The 22,489-nt window shown below is 34.7% G+C and carries 27 protein-coding genes and 1 tRNA gene; 13 read left to right on the top strand and 15 right to left on the bottom strand.

All coding sequences use genetic code 11. The features are described from left to right. Positions 1-108: 108 nt before the first annotated feature. The 3 genes from R2Q16_RS10150 to R2Q16_RS10140 form a co-directional block, all read right to left on the bottom strand. Positions 109-744: a peroxiredoxin gene (locus R2Q16_RS10150; RefSeq protein WP_316736843.1), complete on the bottom strand. Its 636-nt coding sequence runs from the start codon at positions 742-744 to the stop codon at positions 109-111. A gap of 190 nt (positions 745-934) precedes the next feature. Then, positions 935-2,029, bottom strand: coding sequence for a trypsin-like peptidase domain-containing protein (locus tag R2Q16_RS10145; protein ID WP_316736841.1), 1,095 nt, complete (start codon positions 2,027-2,029; stop codon positions 935-937). Positions 2,030-2,037: 8 nt separating this feature from the next. Further along, positions 2,038-2,604: a sigma-70 family RNA polymerase sigma factor gene (locus R2Q16_RS10140; RefSeq protein ID WP_316736839.1), complete on the bottom strand. Its 567-nt coding sequence runs from the start codon at positions 2,602-2,604 to the stop codon at positions 2,038-2,040. A 206-nt stretch (positions 2,605-2,810) separates the two neighbouring features. Here R2Q16_RS10140 and R2Q16_RS10135 point away from each other — a divergent pair, with 206 nt between their 5' ends. From R2Q16_RS10135 to R2Q16_RS10115, 5 genes are all read left to right on the top strand, one after another. Then, a complete protein-coding gene (locus tag R2Q16_RS10135; RefSeq protein WP_316736837.1) occupies positions 2,811-3,026 on the top strand; it encodes a hypothetical protein in 216 nt (71 codons plus the stop codon). A 95-nt stretch (positions 3,027-3,121) separates the two neighbouring features. Further along, on the top strand, positions 3,122-3,319 hold the full coding sequence (locus R2Q16_RS10130) for a hypothetical protein (protein WP_316736835.1): 198 nt from the start codon (positions 3,122-3,124) through the stop codon (positions 3,317-3,319). 110 nt (positions 3,320-3,429) lie between these two features. After that, a complete protein-coding gene (locus R2Q16_RS10125; protein ID WP_316736833.1) occupies positions 3,430-3,642 on the top strand; it encodes a hypothetical protein in 213 nt (70 codons plus the stop codon). 131 nt (positions 3,643-3,773) lie between these two features. Further along, complete coding sequence (gene purB, locus R2Q16_RS10120; RefSeq protein WP_316736831.1) at positions 3,774-5,120, top strand: adenylosuccinate lyase; 1,347 nt, start codon at positions 3,774-3,776, stop codon at positions 5,118-5,120. Positions 5,121-5,201: 81 nt separating this feature from the next. Next, positions 5,202-5,753 carry a NifU family protein gene (locus tag R2Q16_RS10115; protein WP_316736830.1) on the top strand — a complete coding sequence of 184 codons (552 nt, stop codon included), beginning with the start codon at positions 5,202-5,204 and terminating at the stop codon, positions 5,751-5,753. A 75-nt stretch (positions 5,754-5,828) separates the two neighbouring features. On the opposite strand, the gene R2Q16_RS10110 is transcribed toward R2Q16_RS10115, so the two are convergent. The 5 genes from R2Q16_RS10110 to R2Q16_RS10090 all read right to left on the bottom strand — a co-directional run bounded on the left by R2Q16_RS10110 (position 5,829) and on the right by R2Q16_RS10090 (position 11,615). Then, positions 5,829-6,620 (bottom strand): inositol monophosphatase family protein, encoded by a 792-nt coding sequence (locus tag R2Q16_RS10110; RefSeq protein WP_316736829.1) that lies wholly within the window; start codon positions 6,618-6,620, stop codon positions 5,829-5,831. A gap of 55 nt (positions 6,621-6,675) precedes the next feature. Next, positions 6,676-7,827: a prolipoprotein diacylglyceryl transferase gene (locus tag R2Q16_RS10105; RefSeq protein ID WP_316736828.1), complete on the bottom strand. Its 1,152-nt coding sequence runs from the start codon at positions 7,825-7,827 to the stop codon at positions 6,676-6,678. A gap of 429 nt (positions 7,828-8,256) precedes the next feature. Further along, positions 8,257-9,579 carry a tRNA (N(6)-L-threonylcarbamoyladenosine(37)-C(2))-methylthiotransferase MtaB gene (gene mtaB, locus R2Q16_RS10100; protein ID WP_316736827.1) on the bottom strand — a complete coding sequence of 441 codons (1,323 nt, stop codon included), beginning with the start codon at positions 9,577-9,579 and terminating at the stop codon, positions 8,257-8,259. Positions 9,580-9,670: 91 nt separating this feature from the next. After that, positions 9,671-10,237 (bottom strand): UbiX family flavin prenyltransferase, encoded by a 567-nt coding sequence (locus R2Q16_RS10095; RefSeq protein WP_316736825.1) that lies wholly within the window; start codon positions 10,235-10,237, stop codon positions 9,671-9,673. 499 nt (positions 10,238-10,736) lie between these two features. Beyond that, positions 10,737-11,615: an OmpA family protein gene (locus tag R2Q16_RS10090; protein WP_316736823.1), complete on the bottom strand. Its 879-nt coding sequence runs from the start codon at positions 11,613-11,615 to the stop codon at positions 10,737-10,739. A gap of 295 nt (positions 11,616-11,910) precedes the next feature. Here R2Q16_RS10090 and R2Q16_RS10085 point away from each other — a divergent pair, with 295 nt between their 5' ends. Then, positions 11,911-12,210: an RNA-binding protein gene (locus R2Q16_RS10085; protein ID WP_316736822.1), complete on the top strand. Its 300-nt coding sequence runs from the start codon at positions 11,911-11,913 to the stop codon at positions 12,208-12,210. A gap of 185 nt (positions 12,211-12,395) precedes the next feature. Here the strand turns inward: R2Q16_RS10085 and R2Q16_RS10080 are convergent, their stop codons facing one another. Together R2Q16_RS10080 and xth are read right to left on the bottom strand one after the other, a co-directional pair. Then, positions 12,396-12,671, bottom strand: coding sequence for a hypothetical protein (locus tag R2Q16_RS10080; RefSeq protein WP_316736820.1), 276 nt, complete (start codon positions 12,669-12,671; stop codon positions 12,396-12,398). 112 nt (positions 12,672-12,783) lie between these two features. Next, on the bottom strand, positions 12,784-13,554 hold the full coding sequence (gene xth, locus R2Q16_RS10075; protein WP_316736818.1) for an exodeoxyribonuclease III: 771 nt from the start codon (positions 13,552-13,554) through the stop codon (positions 12,784-12,786). An 87-nt stretch (positions 13,555-13,641) separates the two neighbouring features. Here xth and R2Q16_RS10070 point away from each other — a divergent pair, with 87 nt between their 5' ends. Beyond that, positions 13,642-13,767 (top strand): hypothetical protein, encoded by a 126-nt coding sequence (locus tag R2Q16_RS10070; RefSeq protein ID WP_316736817.1) that lies wholly within the window; start codon positions 13,642-13,644, stop codon positions 13,765-13,767. A gap of 18 nt (positions 13,768-13,785) precedes the next feature. Here the strand turns inward: R2Q16_RS10070 and msrA are convergent, their stop codons facing one another. Beyond that, the gene (gene msrA / locus R2Q16_RS10065) at positions 13,786-14,277 is read right to left on the bottom strand and encodes a peptide-methionine (S)-S-oxide reductase MsrA (protein WP_316736816.1); all 492 of its coding nucleotides are present in this window, start codon (positions 14,275-14,277) and stop codon (positions 13,786-13,788) included. 164 nt (positions 14,278-14,441) lie between these two features. Beyond that, positions 14,442-14,526 (bottom strand) — tRNA-Ser (locus R2Q16_RS10060). A gap of 255 nt (positions 14,527-14,781) precedes the next feature. On the opposite strand from R2Q16_RS10060, the gene R2Q16_RS10055 reads away from it, so the two are divergent. Continuing rightward, a complete protein-coding gene (locus R2Q16_RS10055; RefSeq protein WP_316736815.1) occupies positions 14,782-14,982 on the top strand; it encodes a hypothetical protein in 201 nt (66 codons plus the stop codon). A gap of 33 nt (positions 14,983-15,015) precedes the next feature. On the opposite strand, the gene R2Q16_RS10050 is transcribed toward R2Q16_RS10055, so the two are convergent. Continuing rightward, positions 15,016-15,297, bottom strand: coding sequence for a hypothetical protein (locus R2Q16_RS10050; protein WP_316736814.1), 282 nt, complete (start codon positions 15,295-15,297; stop codon positions 15,016-15,018). Positions 15,298-15,507: 210 nt separating this feature from the next. On the opposite strand from R2Q16_RS10050, the gene R2Q16_RS10045 reads away from it, so the two are divergent. From R2Q16_RS10045 to R2Q16_RS10035, 3 genes are all read left to right on the top strand, one after another. Beyond that, positions 15,508-15,750: a hypothetical protein gene (locus R2Q16_RS10045; RefSeq protein WP_316736812.1), complete on the top strand. Its 243-nt coding sequence runs from the start codon at positions 15,508-15,510 to the stop codon at positions 15,748-15,750. A gap of 14 nt (positions 15,751-15,764) precedes the next feature. Next, complete coding sequence (locus R2Q16_RS10040) at positions 15,765-15,980, top strand: hypothetical protein (RefSeq protein ID WP_316736810.1); 216 nt, start codon at positions 15,765-15,767, stop codon at positions 15,978-15,980. A 149-nt stretch (positions 15,981-16,129) separates the two neighbouring features. After that, positions 16,130-16,975, top strand: a complete 846-nt coding sequence (locus R2Q16_RS10035) for an alpha/beta hydrolase (protein ID WP_316736808.1) — start codon at positions 16,130-16,132, stop codon at positions 16,973-16,975. Positions 16,976-16,984: 9 nt separating this feature from the next. On the opposite strand, the gene R2Q16_RS10030 is transcribed toward R2Q16_RS10035, so the two are convergent. After that, the gene (locus R2Q16_RS10030) at positions 16,985-17,182 is read right to left on the bottom strand and encodes a hypothetical protein (protein ID WP_316736805.1); all 198 of its coding nucleotides are present in this window, start codon (positions 17,180-17,182) and stop codon (positions 16,985-16,987) included. A gap of 182 nt (positions 17,183-17,364) precedes the next feature. On the opposite strand from R2Q16_RS10030, the gene R2Q16_RS10025 reads away from it, so the two are divergent. Next, positions 17,365-19,341, top strand: a complete 1,977-nt coding sequence (locus R2Q16_RS10025; RefSeq protein ID WP_316736803.1) for an ATP-binding protein — start codon at positions 17,365-17,367, stop codon at positions 19,339-19,341. 80 nt (positions 19,342-19,421) lie between these two features. Continuing rightward, a complete protein-coding gene (locus R2Q16_RS10020) occupies positions 19,422-20,456 on the top strand; it encodes a basic secretory protein-like protein (RefSeq protein WP_316736800.1) in 1,035 nt (344 codons plus the stop codon). Between the two features lie 49 nt (positions 20,457-20,505). Here R2Q16_RS10020 and R2Q16_RS10015 read toward each other — a convergent pair whose 3' ends face one another. After that, a complete protein-coding gene (locus tag R2Q16_RS10015; protein ID WP_316736799.1) occupies positions 20,506-22,473 on the bottom strand; it encodes an OmpA family protein in 1,968 nt (655 codons plus the stop codon). Positions 22,474-22,489 lie beyond the last annotated feature (16 nt).

Raw genomic sequence — 22,489 nt, 5'->3', positions numbered from 1 at the left:
GAAAAATAATTTGATAAAACAATCAGAAAAAGCGTTAATTCTAAAACAAAAGCAACCAAATATAATTAATACACAATATAAATTCAATAAATAGCTCTAAAAATTAAATTATTTATTCGGCTGAGGAGTAGTTCTCAAATATGGCTTAATAATTTTATGCCCTTTTGGAAATTTAGCAGGAATATCTTCAGTTTTGATGCTATTTACTACTATAACATCCTCTCCATCCTGCCAATCTGCCGGTGTAGCCACACTATAATTAGCTGTTAACTGCAAAGAGTCGATAACCCTTAGAACTTCATTGAAATTTCTGCCTGTTGAAGCTGGATAAGTAATGATCAATTTTACTTTTTTATCAGGGCCAATAACAAATAATGAACGAACAGTTAAAGTTTCTGACGCATTAGGATGAATCATATCATATAAATTCGCGACGGTTTTGTCTGGGTCCGCAATAATTGGAAACTCTACAGAAGTATTTTGCGTTTCGTTAATGTCGTTAATCCAACCTTTATGCGATTCTGCGGTATCAACACTAATTGCTAAAACCTTAACATTACGTTTCTCAAACTCGCTTTTTAAAGCTGCTGTGCGCCCAAGTTCAGTTGTGCAAACAGGTGTATAATCTGCCGGATGCGAAAATAAAACACCCCAACCATCACCTAAATAATCGTAAAAATCAATTTTACCTATTGATGTATCCGCCTGAAAATTTGGTGCGATATCGCCTAATCTAATACTCATAATTATATTTTTAATTTAAGTTGATAAACAAATCTAATCAATAGAATAGTAAATACATAGATTTTATATAATATTAAAGCAATCTCTTAACTTATTAGAATACTATCGATATTTCTATGAAGATAGCAATAAAAAAACCTTGAAGGTTTTGGCCAACAAGGTTTTAAGCATATTAATTTGTTTGGGTAAATTAATTATAAACTTTAATCATGAAAACGTAGTCTTGCAATTTTTCAATCTGCTTAGCACGTTTTAAACCAGATAATGCATTTTTTCTGTTTGCTGAAATTTTCTTTCCTAAAGAATCTTGAGGAATTGCTCGCATTGCATCTAAAATATATTTTGATTTGATTGCAAATGATGCGCCTTCAGCAGAAGTTTCTTTTCCACTAATTATACCAACCAAATTACCATTGTTATCTAATAATGGACCGCCACTGTTACCCGGATTTAATGGAATTGCTACTTGATATTGTGTGGTATCACCAATAAAACCACTTTTCGAACTTACATAGCCCTCGCCTAAAACTGCATCGTCTTTAGGATAACCCCAGGTGTACACGTTCTCTCCCACACCTGTGCTGTTCCTTTTAATAGTATATGGCAAAGCTGATAAGTTTTTGAAACTTTTATCATCAATTTTCAAAATGGCAATATCATATTCTGGGTCTTTTAAGATAACCTTTACTTTAAAAGATTCGCCTTGGTTATTTTGAATGTAAACTGAATCGGCACCATTAATAACGTGCAAGTTAGTTGCAATGTAACCATTTGTAGAAACGGCAAAACCGGTTCCGCCGAAATTACCAGGATCTGATTGCTTATTTGCCGGAGCATTATTGTTGCTTATTTTACGAATGAGGTTATTTTGAGTTTTTACTGCATTTGTAACTTGCTTACTCAATTGAACGTACTTGTCAGCCTGTTGGCTATTATGTTGAATAGAATAAATCGACACAAAAGATAACACGATAAATGAGGCCGCAACTGCAATAGCTGACCTATGCTTGCGCCATAACTGAACAACTTTAGACGGATGCGGACCAACTGCTGCTGCAATAGTTTCAACATCAATCTCAGCATGGATTTTATCCAGTTGCTCCTTTAGTAAAAGTTGTTGGGCGTATTCTTCCATTGTATGTAAGAATACTTTATGTGAAACTACTTTATGATCAACACTTGCATCATTCCGGCGCAACTGCTCAAAAGCTTCTACCTCTTGTGCATTAAGTTTACCTAAAAGGTAATCTTCAATAATTGCATCTAACTCTAAATCGTTTCTCATTTCTATTACTAATGTTGAAAAAATATTTTCTTTAATCTTTGCAGGCACTTATACTTTTGTGTTTTTGCATTATCGGTATTGGTATAACCAAACTTTTCGCAAATGTCCTGCATCGATAAATTGTGGATATAAAAATCCTGAATAATGGTTTTGCAAGGTTCTCCCAAATGTTCTAAAGCAGACTGCATCTTCACAAAAGCGGCGTCCTTCTCCTCGTGATGCTCTACATCTTCATCAACAACAAATACATCTTCATAATCAGTAATGTTACCAGCCTTTTTACTGTTTTGGGCTAATTTTTTAAGCCAAATACGACGGCAAACCGAATATATATATGTTTTAAGTTTGCTACTCAGCTCGAAATCGCCTTGTTTTATTTTATTATATAAAACAATAATCGCTTCCTGATAAACATCTTTCGCATCATCTTCATTCCCGTTATTATTAAGTATAAACTGCAATACCATTGCATAATACGCTTTATATAACTTGTTAAGGGCATCTTCTGAGTTATTTAGGATACCTAAAATAACTTCTCTATCTGTTGGAACTGAACTCTTTAAACCGTTATTCACCAGTTAATACATTTTTCTTTAAATAGTAACCCAATATTAGATAAAAAAAATATCTATATCTATTAATATCCACTTAATACTATCCACATTAAAACAGTAACCCACAGCCGAAAAAAAATATTTTCATTTTTTTTAAAATAATCGGGTTACCTTTTTACCTTTGCGGCATTAATGGTAAATTAATTAATACTTAAAAAAATTCAAAAATGAAAAATGCATTCAAATTAGGCTTTTTAGCTTTAGCTTTATCTTTATCAGTTGTTGCTTGTAACTCAGAGAAATCTGCAGAAGGTACTGATTCTACAGCTGTAGATACTACTGTTGCTGCTACTGCTGATTCAGCTGCTGCAACTGTTGATTCTGCTGCTGCTAAAGTTGATTCAGCTGCTGCTAAAGTTGATTCTGCTGCTAAAGCTCACTAGTCAATATTTAAAAGACAAAATAAAAAGGCTTTTGGGTTTTCTCAAAAGCCTTTTTTGATTTAATCCGTTTTTATCTTATCTAAAATTTATCGAAAATGAAAAACACATTCAAATTTGGCTTTTTAGCATTAGTAATTTCATTATCGGTTGCGGCATGCAGCTCAGAAAAGAAATCAGATGAAATTGATACAACATTAGTTGATTCTTCTACAATTGCTCCTCCGGCGGCCACTTCTGTTGATACAAGCACGGTTGACACAATCACAACAGACTCTACAAAAAAACCATTGTAGCTTGAAAAATAAAATATTTTAAAAAAAATAAATAGTTGGGTTACCTTTTAAATATTTAGGTATTAACTGGTAATTAAAACGATCATAAAAACCTTAAAACAAATTTAAAAATGAAAAATGCATTCAAATTAGGCTTTTTAGCTTTAGCTTTATCTTTATCAGTTGTTGCTTGTAATTCAGAGAAAAAAGCTGAAGGTGCTGATTCTTTAGCTACTGATACTGCTGCTGCAACTCTTGATTCTGCTGCTGCAACTGTAGACTCTGCTGCTGCAACTGTTGATTCAGCTGCTGCTAAAGTTGACTCTGCTGCTAAAGCTCACTAGTCAATACAAAAAATTTAAGAAGGCTTTGATTAATTTCAAGGCCTTTTTTGTTTTCTAAGAATTCTTACCAAACAAAAGTCCTCGAAATTCATCAATTGTAGTAAATTTGCGACTTAAATATATTTCGCATAATGAATTTAACCGCACTACAAGCAATTTCACCAGTTGATGGTCGTTACAGAAAAACAACCGAAAGTTTAGCCGCCTACTTTTCAGAAGAAGCACTAATTAAATATCGCGTTTACGTTGAAATTGAATATTTTATTGCATTATGCGAAATTAACCTCCCAGGTTTAGAAAAATTTGATAAGTCACTATATCCACAGTTAAGACAAATTCACGAGAATTTCTCAGAAACTGATGCATTAGAAATAAAAGAAACCGAAAAAGTAACCAACCACGATGTTAAAGCAGTTGAGTATTTTATCAAAGCTAAATTTGATGGCTTATCTTTACAAGATTACAAAGAGTTCATCCATTTCGGTTTAACTTCGCAGGATATTAACAATACTGCCATTCCTTACTCAATTAAATTAGCGCTAAACAATAGCTACTATCCTGCAATTCAATCTTTAATTGAAAAAATTAAGGAACTTGCCACAGAGTGGAAAGATATTCCGATGTTGGCGCACACCCATGGGCAACCAGCCTCTCCTACTAAATTGGGTAAAGAGTTTTTAGTTTTCGCAGAGCGATTAAATATTCAACTTAATGCATTAAAAGCAATTCCGAACAGTGCAAAATTTGGTGGCGCAACCGGAAACTTTAATGCGCACCATATTGCCTACCCACAGATAAATTGGATAGATTTCTCCAATAAATTGGTAAATGAAACGCTAGGTTTAACCAGAGCGCAACACACCACTCAAATTGAACATTACGATCAATTTGCTGCCCAATGCGATGCTTTGAAAAGGATCAACAATATCATTATCGATTTAGATAGAGATATCTGGACATACATCTCAAAAAATTATTTCAAACAAAAAATTAAGGCTGGCGAAATTGGCTCATCGGCTATGCCGCATAAAGTTAACCCGATTGATTTTGAAAATGCGGAAGGAAATGCGGGTATCGCCAATGCGTTATTTGAATTTTTCGCAGCTAAACTTCCAATTTCTCGTTTACAGAGAGATTTGACAGATTCTACAGTTTTAAGAAATGTTGGTGTTCCATTCGGTCACACCTTAATCGCTATCAATTCTACACTTCGTGGATTGAATAAAATTTTATTAAACGAAGCTGCTTTACATGCAGATTTAGAAGATAATTGGGCAGTTGTTGCCGAAGCTATTCAAACTGTACTAAGACGAGTAAATTATCCGAATCCGTACGAGGCTTTGAAGGAATTAACGAGAACCAATTCAAAAATAAACGCAGCCAGTATTGCTCAATTTATTGATGGTTTAGCAGTTTCTGAAGAAGTAAAGGCAACTTTGAGAACAATTACGCCATTTAACTATACTGGAGTATTCTAATATTAAATTGACGCTAAACAGACAGCAAGAAAAAGCTTTATTAATCTTTATTAGTAATTTTGTTTATCAAATTAGTTAGACATGACCATTAACGTATATACAGAACAAACTCCAAACCCGGCAACCATGAAATTCATGGTTAACAAGCTTTTAATTAACGGAAGTGAAGATTTTGCAACTAAAGAAAGTGCAGAAACTTCGCCGTTTGCTAAAGAATTATTCAAATTTAACTTTGTGGCAGGCGTGTTTTTTGCGAGTAACTTTGTTACGATTACTAAAACTGACGATGCCGAATGGGCAGATATTGAAGCGATTTTAAAAGAGTTTGTTAAAGGAGCAGTAGAATCTGAATTAAAAATTAAAGAAGCAACAGCTGATGAAGCACCAAGTTTTGAAGGTTCGGAAACTGAAATTAAAATTCAGCAAATTTTGCACGATTACGTTCGCCCTGCGGTAGAGCAAGATGGTGGCGCAATTACTTATAAATCTTTTGATGAAGGCGTTGTTACAGTAGAGCTTCGTGGCTCTTGCAGTGGTTGTCCGTCTTCTACAATTACATTAAAATCTGGCATTCAAAACTTACTTCAAAGAATGGTTCCGGAAGTTACTGATGTTGTATCAGAGGCTATGTAAAGATTTTTATATCTTATTAATAAAAAAAGCTTATCTAACGATAAGCTTTTTTGCTTTTTATCAATCTGCAAATGGCTAATTAAAATATTTTTTAATTGCCACCAGCATTTCTTTAGTTACTTTACCATTTGTAGCCACAATTTCCCTCGTTCCAAAGAAATCGTTTCCACCAGAAAAGTTATAAACTTCACCGCCTGCCTGTTGTACAATAAAACATCCTGCGGCAAAATCCCAGGGCTGTAAATTATATTCAAAAAAGGCATCAAAGCGACCGCAAGCCACGTAGACCAAATCAGTTGCAGCAGAGCCCATTCGCCTTAAACCATGCGTTTTTTGCATCATTTCTTCCAACAATTTTAAATATTGCGGTTGTTTATCAAATTGATAATATGGAAACCCTGTTGCCAATAAGCTAGATTTTAAATCAGGGTTTGATGAAACTTGTATCTCTTTCTTATTCATAAACGCAGGCGCACCTTTGTACGAATAAAACATTTCACCACGATTTAGTTCATAAACAACGCCCAAAACAGCTTTATCATCTTCATACAAAGCGACACTAACGGCGTAGGTTGGTAAACCATGTATAAAGTTTGTGGTACCATCCAATGGATCAATAATCCATTTATAAGTTTTACCTTCCCGATTAATGGTTTTTTCTTCGGTTAGAAAGCCTGCATCAGGAATCAGTTTTTCGAGATTTTGCACAAGTTTTTGCTCTGCCGTTTTATCAACGTACGAGACCATGTCGTTCAAACCTTTGTACTCAATCTTTTGCGCATCAAATTGCATAGATTCTTTCCGGATAAAATTTCCGGTTAATCTAACAATTGATATCACTTTATTGCATAGTAATTCGTAATTCATAATGATTTAACAACCAAATTTTAATGTTGTTGATTTTAAATGAATTTAAAGAGGATTAGGCCAGTTTATTTTTATTTCTTAACGAATAAAAACAAAGAACAATTCCGCCTACGACTAAAAAAGTAGAAATCATTTCGGCTTGCGTAAATGACAAACCAAACACATGATATTTCGAATTAACACGAATTAATTCAATAAAGAAACGCTCTAAGCCATTTAATATCATATAAATCCCAAACATTAAGCCTGGTGCTTTTATTTTATCTCTTATCTTCCATAAAAAGGCAAATAAGATTAAGCAAATGATCACCTCGTAAATTGGTGTCGGATATACACCTTGTGCCAGTTCGTTACAAAATTTACCTGCACCACAACCCGGAATCGGGATACCTTCACCAACAACGTTATTTGGATATTTGTAAGACCATAACCAATCTGGCAACCACGAAAAAGGTTTCGGATTTGGGTTAACAATACCCCAATCTCCATCTCCAGATAAATGGCAGCCAATTCTTCCAACGGCATAAGCGAGCATCATTCCTGGTCCGCCAACATCAAGCATATGTAATGGCTTAATTCCATTACGTTTTGCGATGATTAAAACAGCCGCACCACCGCAAATTAAACCACCATAAAAAGTTAAACCACTAAATGAAAGCAATCTTTCAATTGGGTTTTTCACAAAATCATCCCAATACTCTAAGTTATCGAAAAACTTCGCCCCTAAAAAGCCCCAAACCGCTGCCCAAACAATTAAATTACTCATTAATTGGTACGGACGAATCGTAACCAAAGTTTCCTTTGGATTAGCAAGTTTGTTCTTCTCTTTTTCTTTATAATCCCAATAAGCAAATAATACACCCAAAAATAAACCACCAAAAATATTCCCTTTGGCAGACATTAAAATGGATTGCGCATCGCTAACAAAAAGGCTGTAATTAAGAAGTGCATATATTAATTTATAGCCAATTATGAATCCAAAAAGGCCGTTTAAAATTAAATCTTGCGTTGTTGCAGGTTTACCAATAACAATTGTTTTTTTTATTGGATGCAAAATTCCTAATGCCTCTTTGCGCTTTAATTCTTGCGTAAAAGCCCAATAACCAGCAACAAATGCAAGCGCCACAAATACACCAAAAGTGTTAAATGGAAGTGGCAGATTAATGCCCAAAAGATATTCTAAAAAATGCGATACGGTAGGAAACATACAAATAATTTGATGCGAAGATAGGAAAGAAAGCTGAAAGACTAAAGCTGAAATAATCACCTCTAGAAAAACAAATTTTAGGATTTTGGAAAGCAATTTCCGGCAAGAATAGGTTATAATACTCCTGCGCTACGCTCCAATCTTTTTATGAAAAATAAAAAAGGATTTCTGCTTCGCTCAGCTTTATTTTACCCCTGCAGTTTTTTATAGGAATTGCAGGAAGCAGACCCAAATTAATTGCAGATGCCTATGTTAAATAAACGGGATAGCAGCGGTATCCTTTTTGGCTTTGAGACGAAACTTACGAAGTCTCAAAGCATCCATACCCATTAGACTTCGTAAGTTTCTTAAGAGCCAAAAAGATTTAGCGGATAGCCCGACCAACCTAAATAAAGCTTGTAAATTGCTTTTCTAATAAATTTGATATTATTAATGATGTGCGTAAACCGTTTCAAGTTCTGCAACTTCAACATCACCATCGGTAGTAATTTCGATAAGTTTAACGGCTTTAAGCTCATTAACCATAACCGGATCATATTTAGCTCGAACTTTAACATAGTTTTTTGTAAAACCATGCATGTAGCCCATTTTTTGATCAGCTTCGAATAATACCTCTCCCTCCGTCCCGATTTGCGATTCGTAAAAAGCACGGCGTTTTTTATCGGATAAAATATGAAGCATTTTACTTCTCTCATTCCGTTCACTACCTGCAACAACGCCTTTCATTTCGGCAGCAACCGTTAATTCGCGTTCAGAATAGGTAAATACGTGTAAATAAGAAATATCCAACTGGTTTAAAAACTGATAAGTATCTAAAAAATCCTCTTTAGTTTCACCAGGAAAACCAACAATAACATCAACCCCGATGCAGCAATGCGGCATCACTTCCTTAATCTTAGCAACACGCTCTACATATAAATCTCGACGGTAACGACGACGCATTAAACCTAAAATTTTATCAGAACCTGATTGCAAAGGAATGTGAAAATGAGGAACAAACCTTTTTGATGTCGCCACAAATTCAATAATTTCGTTGCTTAAAAGATTTGGTTCAATTGAAGAAATACGAATACGTTCAATGCCTTCAACTTCATCCAATGCCTTAACTAAATCGAAAAATTTATCTTCACGTCCTCCATTTCGGATACCGAAATCGCCTAAGTTTACGCCAGTAAGTACAATTTCTTTAACGCCACTTTGCGCAATAATTTTTGCCCGGTTAACAACATTTTCGATGGTATCGCTCCTGCTTGCACCACGAGCCAGTGGAATTGTACAATAAGTACATGGGTAATCGCAGCCATCCTGAACTTTCAAAAAAGTACGCGTTCTATCTCCAATTGAATAAGAAGCAATAAAGTTATGGTTAACCTTTTCTATATTTTGTTGATGAACAATGGCTTTTGGTTGTTTTGTTAAATCAGAAATAAACTCAACAATTCTGAATTTTTCTGCAGCCCCTAAAACCATATCTACACCGTCTATTTCGGCAATTTCTTGTGGTTTTAATTGTGCATAGCAACCAACAATAGTTACATAAGCATTTGGCGAATGCTTTAAAGCTTCCTTTACAACCTTGCGACATTTTTTATCGGCATGTTCTGTAACGGAGCAAGTATTAATCACATAAACATCAGCTGCATCCTGAAATTCGACTACAGCATAACCTGCATCGGTAAATAACCGACCAATAGTAGAAGTTTCAGAGAAATTTAGTTTACAACCTAATGTATAAAATGCGACCTTTTTCATGTAGCCTGCAAAGATACAATTTTGATTTAAGATTGTTGATTAACGATTTTAGATTGCTATAACCTTACAGTAAGATAACAAATTACAAAGTTTAATCCTCATTCCAGCGGTAGCTTTTCTGTTCAAAACCTGCTAAATCTAAAACCCTGCTTACAACCGTATCTGCAACCTCTTCCATCGTTTTGGGTAAACTATAAAACGATGGGTTTGCCGGACAAATAATTCCGCCTGCTTCGGTAACGGCTTTCATATTGTTGATGTGAATTAAGCTGAAAGGTGTATCTCTAACAACAGCGATTAGTTTTCTACGCTCTTTTAGAACTACATCTGCAGCTCTTGAAATTAAATCATTAGAAATACCATGCGCAATTCTACCGAGCGTACCCATAGAGCAAGGTATAATAATCATTGTATCGTATTTGGCAGAGCCAGACGCAAATGGTGCGTTGAAATCACTTTTGTGGTAAAATTTAAAATCATAGTTTCCGTAATCGTTATTTCCTAGTTCAAACTGCCAAACTTCCTTCGCATTATCGCTCATTACAACGCCAACTGCTTCTATTTGTGATTTTAGCGCTTTCAACTTATCAAAAAGTACCTTTGCATATATCGAGCCGCTTGCGCCTGTTACGGCAACAATTATTTTCTTTTTATCCATATCAGTTACAAAAATAAGCTTTATAAATTTGACAAAACAAAAAAGGGCCAGAACAAAGTTCTGACCCTACATCTACCTATGAAAAACATACCCTCGAAAGGGTAAGAACAAATATATATATATTTTTAAAAAAAGATAATTGATAAGTGTTAAATTGAATAAAAAACACAATTATTTTTACTCAATTCACACAAAATACTGATTTACAGAATATTAATTTTAAAATATTTTAAAACATTTTGCATAAAAAAGTGTGACGTTTACACTAAGTAACCGATAAATGTAATGTATATCATCTTAATACAACTAACAAATAATACATAATTTTAAACAGTTCTGCTTAATAATTAAAATTATTGATTGATTTTGAAGCAATGAGGTAATTATTTATTGAGATTACCGATCGTTATAAAGTGAATTATAGAGATTTTTCATATGAGTTTGAAACAAAAAAACCTCCCGATTTTCATCGGAAGGTTCATATAATTGATAATCAGAATTATTGTTTTGGTGCAGTAGCAGCAGGTTGTTCTGGTGCTTTGCCAATTAGTTCCATAAATTGGTCTAATTTCGGCGTAATAATAATCTGCGTTCTTCTATTTTTAGTTTTCCCGGCAGGTGTATTGTTATCTGCAATTGGGTTATACTCACCTCTACCACCTGCGGTTAAACGTTTAGGATCAACAGCAAATTTGGTTTGTAGTGTTTGAACAACAGAAGATGCTCTTAAAGCACTTAAATCCCAGTTGTTTCTAATGTTAGTTTGCGCAATTGGCACATTATCCGTGTTACCTTCAATCAATACATCGTAAGTATCGTAATCTTTGATAATTTTTGCGATTTTACTTAAGGTTTCAGCAGCTTTATCAGAAATTTCATAACTACCAGATTTGTACAGCATGTTATCAGCTAAAGAAATGTAAACTACGCCTTTTAAAACCTGAACATCAACATCACCCAATTCTTCTCTACTTAATGAACGGGTTAAATTATTGGTAAGAACCATATTGAGTGAATCACTTTTGTTTTTGGCATTTATTAATTGCTTAATGTATTTATTTGAACTGTTAATTTCATCAACCAACTTAGAAATATTAACATTACCTTGATTACTTGAATTTAAACATTTAGTTAAAGCATCTTGCAATGCAGCAGTGTTTGCTTTTTCTGATGCAATTTGTTCTTCTAAGCTTTTAACGCGGCTGGTTGCACCTGTAAGCTCTCTTTGACTATCTTGATATTTGTTGCTTAACTCCTGATTTCTTTCTCTCAATTTATCGAAAGTAGTTTGTAATTCGGCGTATTTCTTATTACTTACACATCCTGAAACCAGGATAATGGAAAGCGCCAGTAAAGGGATTGATTTGTAAAGTTTCATAACTTTTATTTTTAAATTATAAATTTTCTAATTCATTACAACAACCGTTCCCTTTTAAAGTTTTAATTCAAAATTTAAGTTTTATTAACTTTTAATCAGGCCTTTAACATTTCCTAAAACTGAAAGATTGCCTTTCGATATCTATTTTAAACGCTTTCAGAACTAAAATTTAGGTTCTAGCAATTCAAATAAAATAGATAAATCGATTTAGTGGAGCAATTGAAGAATTATTGCTTGTTTGTTCAGCTTAAAAAAATTATCTTGCATCTCTAAAACAAAATAAGACCGATTATCTATGACGAAGCTCTTTGTAGGCGGGTTGCGACCTGATATTAGTGAAATGGATTTGGCCATGCTTATTGGTCTCTACGGAAATATCGAAACCATTAAAGTTGTTCGCGATAGGGCTACAAATAAATGTAAAGGTTACGCTTTTGTAGAAATGCTTAAAATTGATGATGCTCAAAAGGTTATTTCCATCCTTAACGGAGAATCATACAAAGGAAATGTTTTAAACATTAAAATATCTGAAGATGAGCCTAATAAGGCCTCAAAACCTCCAAAAAAGTTTATTGCTAGAAAGCCAATAAGATAAAAACAAAAAATGCAGAATCTAAAGATTCTGCATTTTTTGTTTTTATTCTAAAATAGAATTAAAAATACTTTGCATGTATTAGAAAAAATACTTAATCTTACACTTCATTAATTACTGTTTTGATAAACACTGATTAATTGTTTGTTAATGGAGGATATTTGATGTCCTCCATTTTTTATTTTAATCTATTTTATAGAAGAATACCAATTTATTGGATGTGAACGAAGATTCATTCCATCACTTTCAATATGATATAAAATAATTGGTTCTGAAAAATCAACAAATCGCTCAATCTTTCTCGAAAGTTTTCCTAAAAAATCTATGCTGGAAATTCCTTCTTTAAGATGAACATAGATAACCGTGGCAGTTTTAAACTCAAAACGTTCTACAACTCCTGGCCATTCAGCTTTAATTTTATTTAAAAAGGCCGTAATTTTCTTCTGATTTTTGAGGATATCCATAAGCTTTAGATTTTAATAAGCTTAATGTAACCATTATTTCAGTTAAAAATGTCTTCTAAATCTTACACGTCAAAAAAATTACAGAGTAAAAAATCCGTCACACAAAAAAGTGCTAAAGTATTTCTATCCAAACCGGACCATGGTCGCTTGTTCTCTCCCATCCCCTAACCTGCCTGTCTACTCCACCTTGCTTTAATCGCTCCAAAAGTTTAGCATTTAACAAAAAGTGGTCAATTCTTAAGCCTGCATCTCTGCCGTAGGCATTTCTGAAATAATCCCAAAAAGTAAAAATTTTATCCTCTGGATAAAGCTTTCGCAAAGCATCGGTCCATCCTTGTGCAATTATGTTATGAAATGCAGTTTTTACTTCTGGTCTAAAGAGCGCATCATCCACCCACCTTTCAGGTTTATAAACATCAAAATCTGTTGGTATCACATTAAAATCACCACAAATTACGGTAGGCAAATTAAAATCCAAAAGCTTTTGAGTGTGTTTTGATAAACGCTCTAACCAAGCCATTTTATAATCTAATTTTACACCCGGTGCCGGATTTCCATTTGGTAAATATAAACAAGCAATAACTACATCATCAATCATTGCTTCAATGTAACGACTTTGCAAATCTTCATCATCACCAGGCAAACCTCGCCTTAATTCTTTAATTTCTTTTCCTCTGGCAAGTATTGCTACGCCATTCCAACTTTTTTGTCCATGCCAAATTGCATTATAGCCTGCATTTTTTATTGCTTCAAGTGGAAATTTTTCATCCGGAGCTTTCAACTCTTGTAAACAGGCAACATCTGGCTGGGTTTCTTCTAACCAGCGCAGTAAAACCGGCAAACGCCCATTTATACCGTTAACATTATAGGTGGCAATTTTCATTGTTAGGTATTTTCAATTTTAACAGCAAATTATCATATTAACTGTAGCATTACAACAGCTTTATGCGTTTTCGTAGAAATTAATCGCATGAAAGAGCATATACTTCCATTACTTAAAACAATTGTCGGAATATTATTGGTCATTACAGTTGTCCACGTTGCTAAGTTTGTGAATGCTAAAACGGAAAGCATTAGAATTACCAAAAATCACTAAATGATTATTTCTACAATTCTAAGCTAGTTTCCAGTCTGGCCGTTCAAAATGACAGGTATAACCGTAGGGAATCTTTTGAAGGTAATCTTGATGGTCTTCTTCTGCATTCCAAAAATCGCCTGCCGGCACAACCTCCGTTACAACCTTACCGGGCCAAATACCTGAAGCATCCATCTCCGCAATTAATTCTTTTGCAACAGATTCTTGCTCTGGCGATAAATAGAAAATTGCAGAACGATAAGATGTGCCAACATCATTGCCCTGTCTGTTTTTAGTACTTGGATCATGAATCTGGAAAAAATATTCAAGAAGTTTTCTGTATGATAATACCGAAGGTTCAAAATCAACTTCTATTCCCTCTGCATGCGTTCCGTGATTTCTATATGTTGCATTTGGCACATCACCGCCTGTATATCCAACTACAGTAGACTTTACACCAGGCAAATGCCTGATAAGCTCTTCTACGCCCCAAAAACATCCACCTGCCAATATTGCTTTTTCTGTTTCCATAATTTTCATTTATACATGAAGGTACGCAGCGCTTGAATCTTAAGCAAATTGAAGGAATTGTAATTACATGCTTTAGACAATTTCAGGAAGAAATACGCTGTGAATACATTTATAAAACGTATTTAAATGAAAAAAGGAGATTGAAAAATCTCCTTTTTTTGATGCGGAAAGCGAGGGATTCGAACCCCCGGACCTATGACAGTCAACAGTTTTCAAGACTGCCGCATTCGACCACTCTGCCAGCTTTCCGCTGCAAAAGTAATCATCTAATTGATATCTGCACAATAAATAATCATATTAGGCCCACTTTTTTGCTAAGCTTATGATTATCAAGCAAAATATTTTCTTTCGCAAATGCGCTTAAAGGAAATTCACATTTCTAAAAAAACATCTTTAAAGCCATTAAATTTTCGATTTATATTTTTTCTTTCTGTAGATTAAGCACTTACAATTTCTTAACAGAACCGGATAAAAAAGAAACACAAAAGCCTTTAATTTTGCGGTATGGCAAATCAAAACATTAGCAAATTATTGCAAAACAAGATAGAGTTATTAAAGGTTGAAGTTGAAAATGCTCAGTTAGAATTAAAGAAATGGGAAACCATGGCCGATGAATATAACGCACAACCAGATAAGTTTGAACTAATTGCAACCTTACTTGTAGGTGATGCTACTGAAAGCAAAAAACCAAGAAAAAAAGCATAAAGGGTTTCTATTATAAATGAATTATTGGCGTAATTAAGCACTTACGCCAATTTCATGGCAATTGAAACGAAGCTGGTCCAGAGACGCTCCGTCATTGTTCAAGATAAAAATCTCAAGAGCATGATTAAAATCAACAAGCGCACCGAGCTTTGGCATTAAACTCGATGTAAAAGAATACTCATCAATGTTTTCTAATAGTTGAATAAAAACTAAACTGTTACTCACAAACCTTACCCCGTCAATAAAACCTGGCCATTCAAGTTTTATTTTTTCGATAAATGCATGTGTTTTGTGTCTTTCTATTAATCCAACCATAGCGCTAATAAGATTTATACACAAATATAGGCACACCTACATTGAAGTATTTAATCACAGATAAGAATTGGAAAAATAGTATTTGACATATATCACGAATACATTAAAATACAGCAATTATTGTAAAGAATTACCCTGCAAAATTCTTTATTGTTTTAAAAGGGTAATATTACGGTAAGCGGAAAATTGCATATTGCTAATTTTGTACATATGGAAGCGCTGGCTAAATTAAACCTCTTAAAATCCTTTTTAAAAAAAATTCAATGTCTTCAGGGATACGGAGATATGAATTCTTACGTTATAGCTTACGAATATAAACAGTTGACAAAAACACAAGATAATAAAGTCGACAAAATTATAGACGCATTTTCATCGCCAAGAACTTGGTATGCGGGGAAAGTTAAATTTATTGATGTTATAGAAACTCACATCGGAGATATCTATAATTTATAAAAGTGTAAACGATAATGAATAAGCAGCGTTTAGTATTGCTTTTTCTATTGCTAATTATTTTTAGCAGTGGATGCAAGAAAAAAATTTGTGGGGTAATTTCAGCCATCAGCACTGAAACCTCACCTGCAGATGGACTACCTCTGTATAAAGTTTATCTTCAATCTGGAGAAATTGTTCCAATGAGGTCAAAGAATGGTTTGGAGATTGGTCAATCCTACTGCAACGATTAGATAATGCTAAACTTCCGAGTTTTCTAACACCACTTCCTTCTTACTTTTTTTATCTTTTTGTAATATTTAGCTTAGAAAACCTATAAGTGCACCTGTAAGGAATATTGTACCTATATTTATTTTTAATTAGATAAATACAGGAATACAATATGAATAATATCTTAGAGCGAAATCATGTAAATATAATTGGTAAAGGAAACAAAGTTTTAATGATGGCGCACGGTTTTGGATGCGATCAGCGAACTTGGAAGTTCATAACCGATGCATTTCTGGAAGACTATAAAATTGTATTGTTCGATTACGTTGGTTCAGGAAAATCTGATATCAATCAGTATGATTATCACAAATATTCTTCATTAGAAGGTTACGCTTGTGATGTTGTAGACATTATTGAAGCTTTAAATTTAGAGGACGTTATTTTTATTGGCCACTCGGTAAGTGGAATGATTGGCGTACTTGCCGCCATTCAAATGCCTGATGTTATTAGTAAATTAATCTTCATCGGTCCTTCTCCACGCTATATTAACGATGAATCTTACTTTGGTGGTTTTGAAAGAGACCAAGTAAATGATTTATTCAAATTTATGGCAGAAGATTACCTAGGTTGGGCAAAATATTTAGCACCAAACGCGATGAGTAATCCCGAAAAACCTGAACATACCGAATTTCTGCAACAATGTTTTGAAGCCATGAACCCTAAAGTTGCACTAGAATTTGCAATGGCTACTTTCAATTGTGACTACAGAGATAAATTACAACATCTGAAAACACCTAGTATTACATTGTTGAATGATAATGATATTATTGTGCCATTATCCGTTGGAGATTTTATCAAAAGACAAACGCCTTACAACAGTATTCATTTGTTAAATGCAACCGGGCATTACCCACACATTACTGCGCCAAAAGAAACCATTGATGCCATAAAATTATACATCAACACCAATAACGAAACAGGTTCTAATACCCTTCAATATTCTCAATCGGTAAATTAGCGTATAAATTTAAAGCACCATGGCTGATGCTAATGAAATGGCATTTTTTAAATTATGCCTGCATCTTAAAAGATAATCGGTACTAATTGCATCAATTTTTGAATGAACAGTATCCGCTTGCGTATCTGCAAAAAATATCCGGTTACTTAATTTAGAGGTAAATCCTTCTGCAATTTTCACTTCTATTTCTATACCCGATGCTTTCATTTTATATTTATATCAAAAGCGAATTTACATCTATAATCAAAAAGTAAGATTAACTCAGTATTAATTCTCAGTATCAGACTTGTTTCAATTTTTCTGAGGATGAATATATCAGATATTCACAAACAATAATGACTCCTAATTTTTTAAAGCTTAAAATGCAATCATTATCTTTGTTATAGTTTATGACCGATTCTAAAAATAACTTTGCCAAGGCTTTCAGCGATAATATGCTTCTGGAGGTACTACAAAATACACAGGAAGCTACTGCCATTTATACAAACGATGATTTATTTATCCGCTTTGCAAATAACGCAATGCTTAACATTTGGGGTAAAGAACGCTCCGTTGTAGGTAAGCATTTTGAAGAGGCCATTCCGGAAATAGTAGGCCAGCCTTTCACCGATTTGCTGAAGAATGTCTGGAAAACAGGCGTTAGTTATTATGCTTCTGATACCCCTGCAGATTTAGTGGTTGATGGCGAACTACAAACCTTTTATTTTGATTTTGAATATAGGGCATTGCTCGATGATAATCAAAAAACATATTGCATCATCCACACCGCCAGAGATGTTTCTCAAAGAAGGGCATCGTTACTCCTTTTAAGTGAAAAAGAAGAAGAAGAACAAGCAATTACCGAAGAAATGGCTGCCACGGTGGAAGAATTACTTTCCACAAATGAGGAGCTGAATAAATCGATGGTTATGCTTGCGGATAGCAGGGAGCACATAAGAACCATTATCGAACAAGCACCCGTAGGTATTTGCGTACTTGAAGGCGATGATTTAGTTATAGAAATTGCAAATAAAGTTATTTTAGGAATTTGGGGGCGTAATGAAGCCGATGTTTTAGGGAAACCGCATGAACTTGCAAGGCCCGAATTAAAAGGACAGCCCGTAAACAAATGGTTAAGAGATGTTTACGAAACCGGAATAGCTAAAGTAAATAATGTTTTCAAGGTGATGTTATACCATGAAAATGGATTACGCGAAGCTTTTGTAAATTCTATTTATCAGCCGATTAAATCTTCATCAGGACAAATAACAGGCGTACTGGTTATATTAGAAGAGATTACGAAACAAATACTGGCTTCTCGAGAGCACGAAAAAGCACAACAAATGCTTTCTATGGCTATTGATGCCGGAGAACTAGGCACTTTTTATTACGAACCTGATAGCAATCTTTTTTCTGGAAATGATTTACTGAAAAGCTGGTTCGGTTTAGCTAGTGATGAAAAGTTAGACTTAGGAATAGCCATTTCTGCAATACACGAGGAAGATAGAGAATATGTAAGCCAGGCAATTTCTGAAGCACTGATTGAGGAATCTGGTGGCCGTTATACCATTGATTATAGAATTAGAGCCAACCCGACAGCCGAAATAAGAACTGTACAGGCCATTGGCCGCACTACCTTCGATGCAAACGGAAAAGCCTTAAGTTTAAACGGAACGCTACGCGATGTAACCGAACAAAAGAAAGACGAACAACGCAAGGATGATTTCATCAGCATGGTTAGCCACGAACTGAAAACACCGCTAACTTCATTAAACGCTTACATTCAACTTCTGCAAAGAACAGCAATTAAGCAAGATGATAAAGGCTTGGAAGGTGTTTTAGAGAAAGCACTTAAACAAATCAGAAGTATGACTTCCATGATTAATGGTTTCTTAAATGTATCGAGATTAGAATCGGGAAAAATGGCGATTGAAACTTCGTCATTTAATATAAAACAACTTTTTAACGAGCTTGAGTCTGAGCTTTGCTCAACCGTTCATACGCATAAGCTAGAATTCAAAACTTCAGGCGATATATTTATAAAAGCCGATAGAGATAAAATCGGTCAGGTTATTCAGAATTTGGTTGGCAATGCAGTAAAGTATTCACCTATGGGTTCTACAATAACCCTTAATTACGAAGTAAAAGCCGATGATATCATTTTCTCAATAGAAGACAGAGGTATGGGAATTGCTGAAGAAGACCAGGAATACATCTTTGAAAGATATTACCGTGTAAAAAATCAGCATATGGGCTCAATTGCAGGCTTTGGAATTGGTTTGTATCTCTGTAAAGAAATTATTGAAAGACATGGAGGCTCTATTTGGCTGCACAGTGAATGGGATAAAGGCACAACTTTCTATTTTCAACTCTCAACAGCGCTATAGCGGTCTAAGCATAATTTGTAGCTTCATTTTTACAGGATATCTTTTTAACATCGCTTATTTTTAGCCAAAATTTAATCCCTATGTTAAACAAGATATCTGGCATGGCACTTTTAACCATGCTTTCGGCTGCCGCCTTTGCGCAAACGAGCCCAAATAATACTGGTACTACACAACCTCAGCGTCGTAATGCACCGCGACCTTATGCGATCACAATTGACAACAGTACTAAAGTAAGTTTAGATACTGCAAAAGTAAATGCAGCATTTATGGAAACTTACCCTGCTTTTGCTGCCGCAGATGGTTACAGAACAAAAAGAGAAGTAACCATGCGGGTTATTGATACCGCAAGTAAATTTACTTTAAAAGCGATACCAGGAGAAATTGTGGTAAACAGCAATTGGATAAAAAAGAAAAAGAATTTTGATAATTTCCAGACAAATTTACAACAGGCACTTCATAAAAACTGGACATCGGTTGATACCATAAAAAACGAGGATTATCAGCTCGTTTTCATCAACAAAAATTCAGCATTTAATCCTGTAATTCAGAAAGAGCTTATCGAAACTTATTTTAAGGTATTTCCTACTTTGGTGAGTACATTCAATCCAAAAACAACACATCAGGTTTTATTTGTAACAGATACAGCTTACAAAGGCGTTGCAGAAGCAAGCGGCAACCGCATTCTATTCAGCACTACATATATGAATGCACATCCTACAGATATTGATATTGTAACCCATGAAGGTATGCACCTGGTTCAAGGTTATGGTTATGGCTCTGGTCCGGTTTGGCTTACCGAAGGCATAGCCGATTTTATCCGCTACAGATATGGCGTTGATAATATTGGCTCGAAATGGAAGTTACCTGAACTTACCGAGAAACAGAACGAGAAGAAATATGAAAACAGCTATCGTGTAACCGCTCGTTTTTTTGAATGGATAGACCAAAAGGTTAAACCGGGTTTAATCATTGAAATGGATAAAGAATTAAGAAACAAAACCTACACTAAGGATACCTGGGTCAAGCTATCTGGAAAATCAATTGATGAGCTTTGGGATGAATATGCCAAAAATCCTGAATTGCAGCTAAAGTATAGCGGCAAAGAAAGAATATAAACCTCGCTAACAAAAAAGCCGCAATGTAAATTGCGGCTTTTTTGTTGAATTACTGCCTGGTTATCTTAAATTCTGTTCTTCTATTTTGTTGGAACTCTGCTTCCGAACATTTCACGCCGTTAAGGCATCTGTTTACCGGCCTTGTTTCGCCGTAACCTTTAGCAACAATTCTGCTCCTACTGATGCCTTTTGATACAATATATTGCACTGCTGACTCTGCTCTTTTTTGAGATAACGTCAAGTTATAAGCATCCTTACCTCTACTATCCGTATGCGAACTCAGCTCAATATTAATGGTCGGATTTAATTGTAAAATATTAACCAGTTTATCCAAATCAACCATAGCATCCAGGCGAATGTCCCACTTATTATAATCGTAGAAAACATTCTCAAGTCTTATCGCCTTGTTAATTTCGATAGCATCTAAACTGAAGTTTTGATGTAAGGTTGCAGAGCTTGTAAGATTTTTGGTGGTTGCTGCGCCTACCTCGGCAAAGTAACCTACTTTATTTGCTAAAATAGTATAATCAGAATCCTTAGCCAATGTAAAACTGTAAAAACCATTTGCATCGGTTTCGGCAGTTAAGGTTTGTTTATCAGCTTTGGTTAATAAAATTTTTGCACCAGCTATTGGCTGATTATTCTTTTTAGCACTAACCTTTCCATCAAGTTTAAAAACCAATTGTGGAGGAAATTGAACGGTGTAAATATCATCACTACCCAAACCATCAGCACGATTTGAAGAGAAAGAGTAAACCTCGCCCTTTTCATTTAGTTTAGCACTAAAATCATCCTGAGCAGAATTGATTGGATAACCTAAATTTTGAATTTTAGTGAAATGGTTGTTGTTCCATTGTGCAAAATAAATATCCAAACCGCCCATGCCAATCCTACCATCACTAGAAAAATACAGATTGCCTTTTGCATCCAAAAATGGTGTACGCTCATTTCCATCGGTATTAACATCTATCAAATTCACCGGATTTCCCCAGTTGCCATCTGCATTTTTCACGCAGAAATAAATATCAGCTCCACCTTTTCCACCTGGCATATTCGAAGAGAAATACAATGTTTTTCCATCAGGTGTGATAAACGGATCGCCAACGGAGTAATTGTTCACCTTATTGTAAGCAAATGAAACGGGCTTAGTCCAGTTCCCAGAAGCATCTTTTGTACTGCTGTAAGTTTCTACGTTAATGGTGTACGATTTATTTTTCAGGTTTTTCAACTCATCCGGAACTTTGGTTAGTGTAAAGAATATGGTTTTCTCATCAGCGGTAAAACTAGCCGCACCAACATGATAATCTGTTCCGGTATTGATAGCGAAATGACGTAAGGTATCGCTGATGGATGGTTTGAAATATAAACTCAGATAGTTATGCCCTGTCCATCCGTAAGTATTTTTATCTATTGATTTTACCCCATCAAATCTTAAAAAAGGCTTACTGGGTTTCTCTGCTGAGTTTAAAACTTTGTTAATTCTATCTGATGTAAACACAAAACCATTTTCATATTTTACAGCTCCCCAATCAGATTGAGCACTGTTTAATTCAGATTGGTTAAGGATTTTAACAGCCATTGGATGTTGCATCCATTTCACAGCCGAATCGCAAGAGGCAACCCAAATGTTTAAATCTTTTTTGACTGCATCTTTTGCCTTACTACCATAATTTAGATATTGAATTTTCGCCTCAGCATATTTGGAATTGATTTGCAACGCCTTTGCATAACCTAAAATATCTTCTGGCTTAGCTTCAGGCATTTTACTTATGGTTTCATACCATTTTTCTGATTGACGAAAATCATTCATCAAGGCATAAGATTTTGCAATTCGTTCTGCAACAAAAAGCGTTGGTTTCTTTTTATACGCTTGCTGATAAAGCTCAACAGCTTTGCTGTAGTTAAAAAGCCCATACTGTTGATTGGCATCATTTAAAGCGTATTGTGCATTAGCCCGATTGCCAAAAAAAATGAAGAGGCAAAACAGCAGTGATATATGTGGTAGAAATTTATTCATCGTTTCTTAATAATTA

Source organism: Pedobacter aquatilis, from assembly GCF_032678425.1.
Lineage (GTDB): Bacteria > Bacteroidota > Bacteroidia > Sphingobacteriales > Sphingobacteriaceae > Pedobacter > Pedobacter aquatilis_B.
Note: the sequence above shows the minus strand (reverse complement) of the source record. Positions and strands in the feature narration are given on the sequence as shown.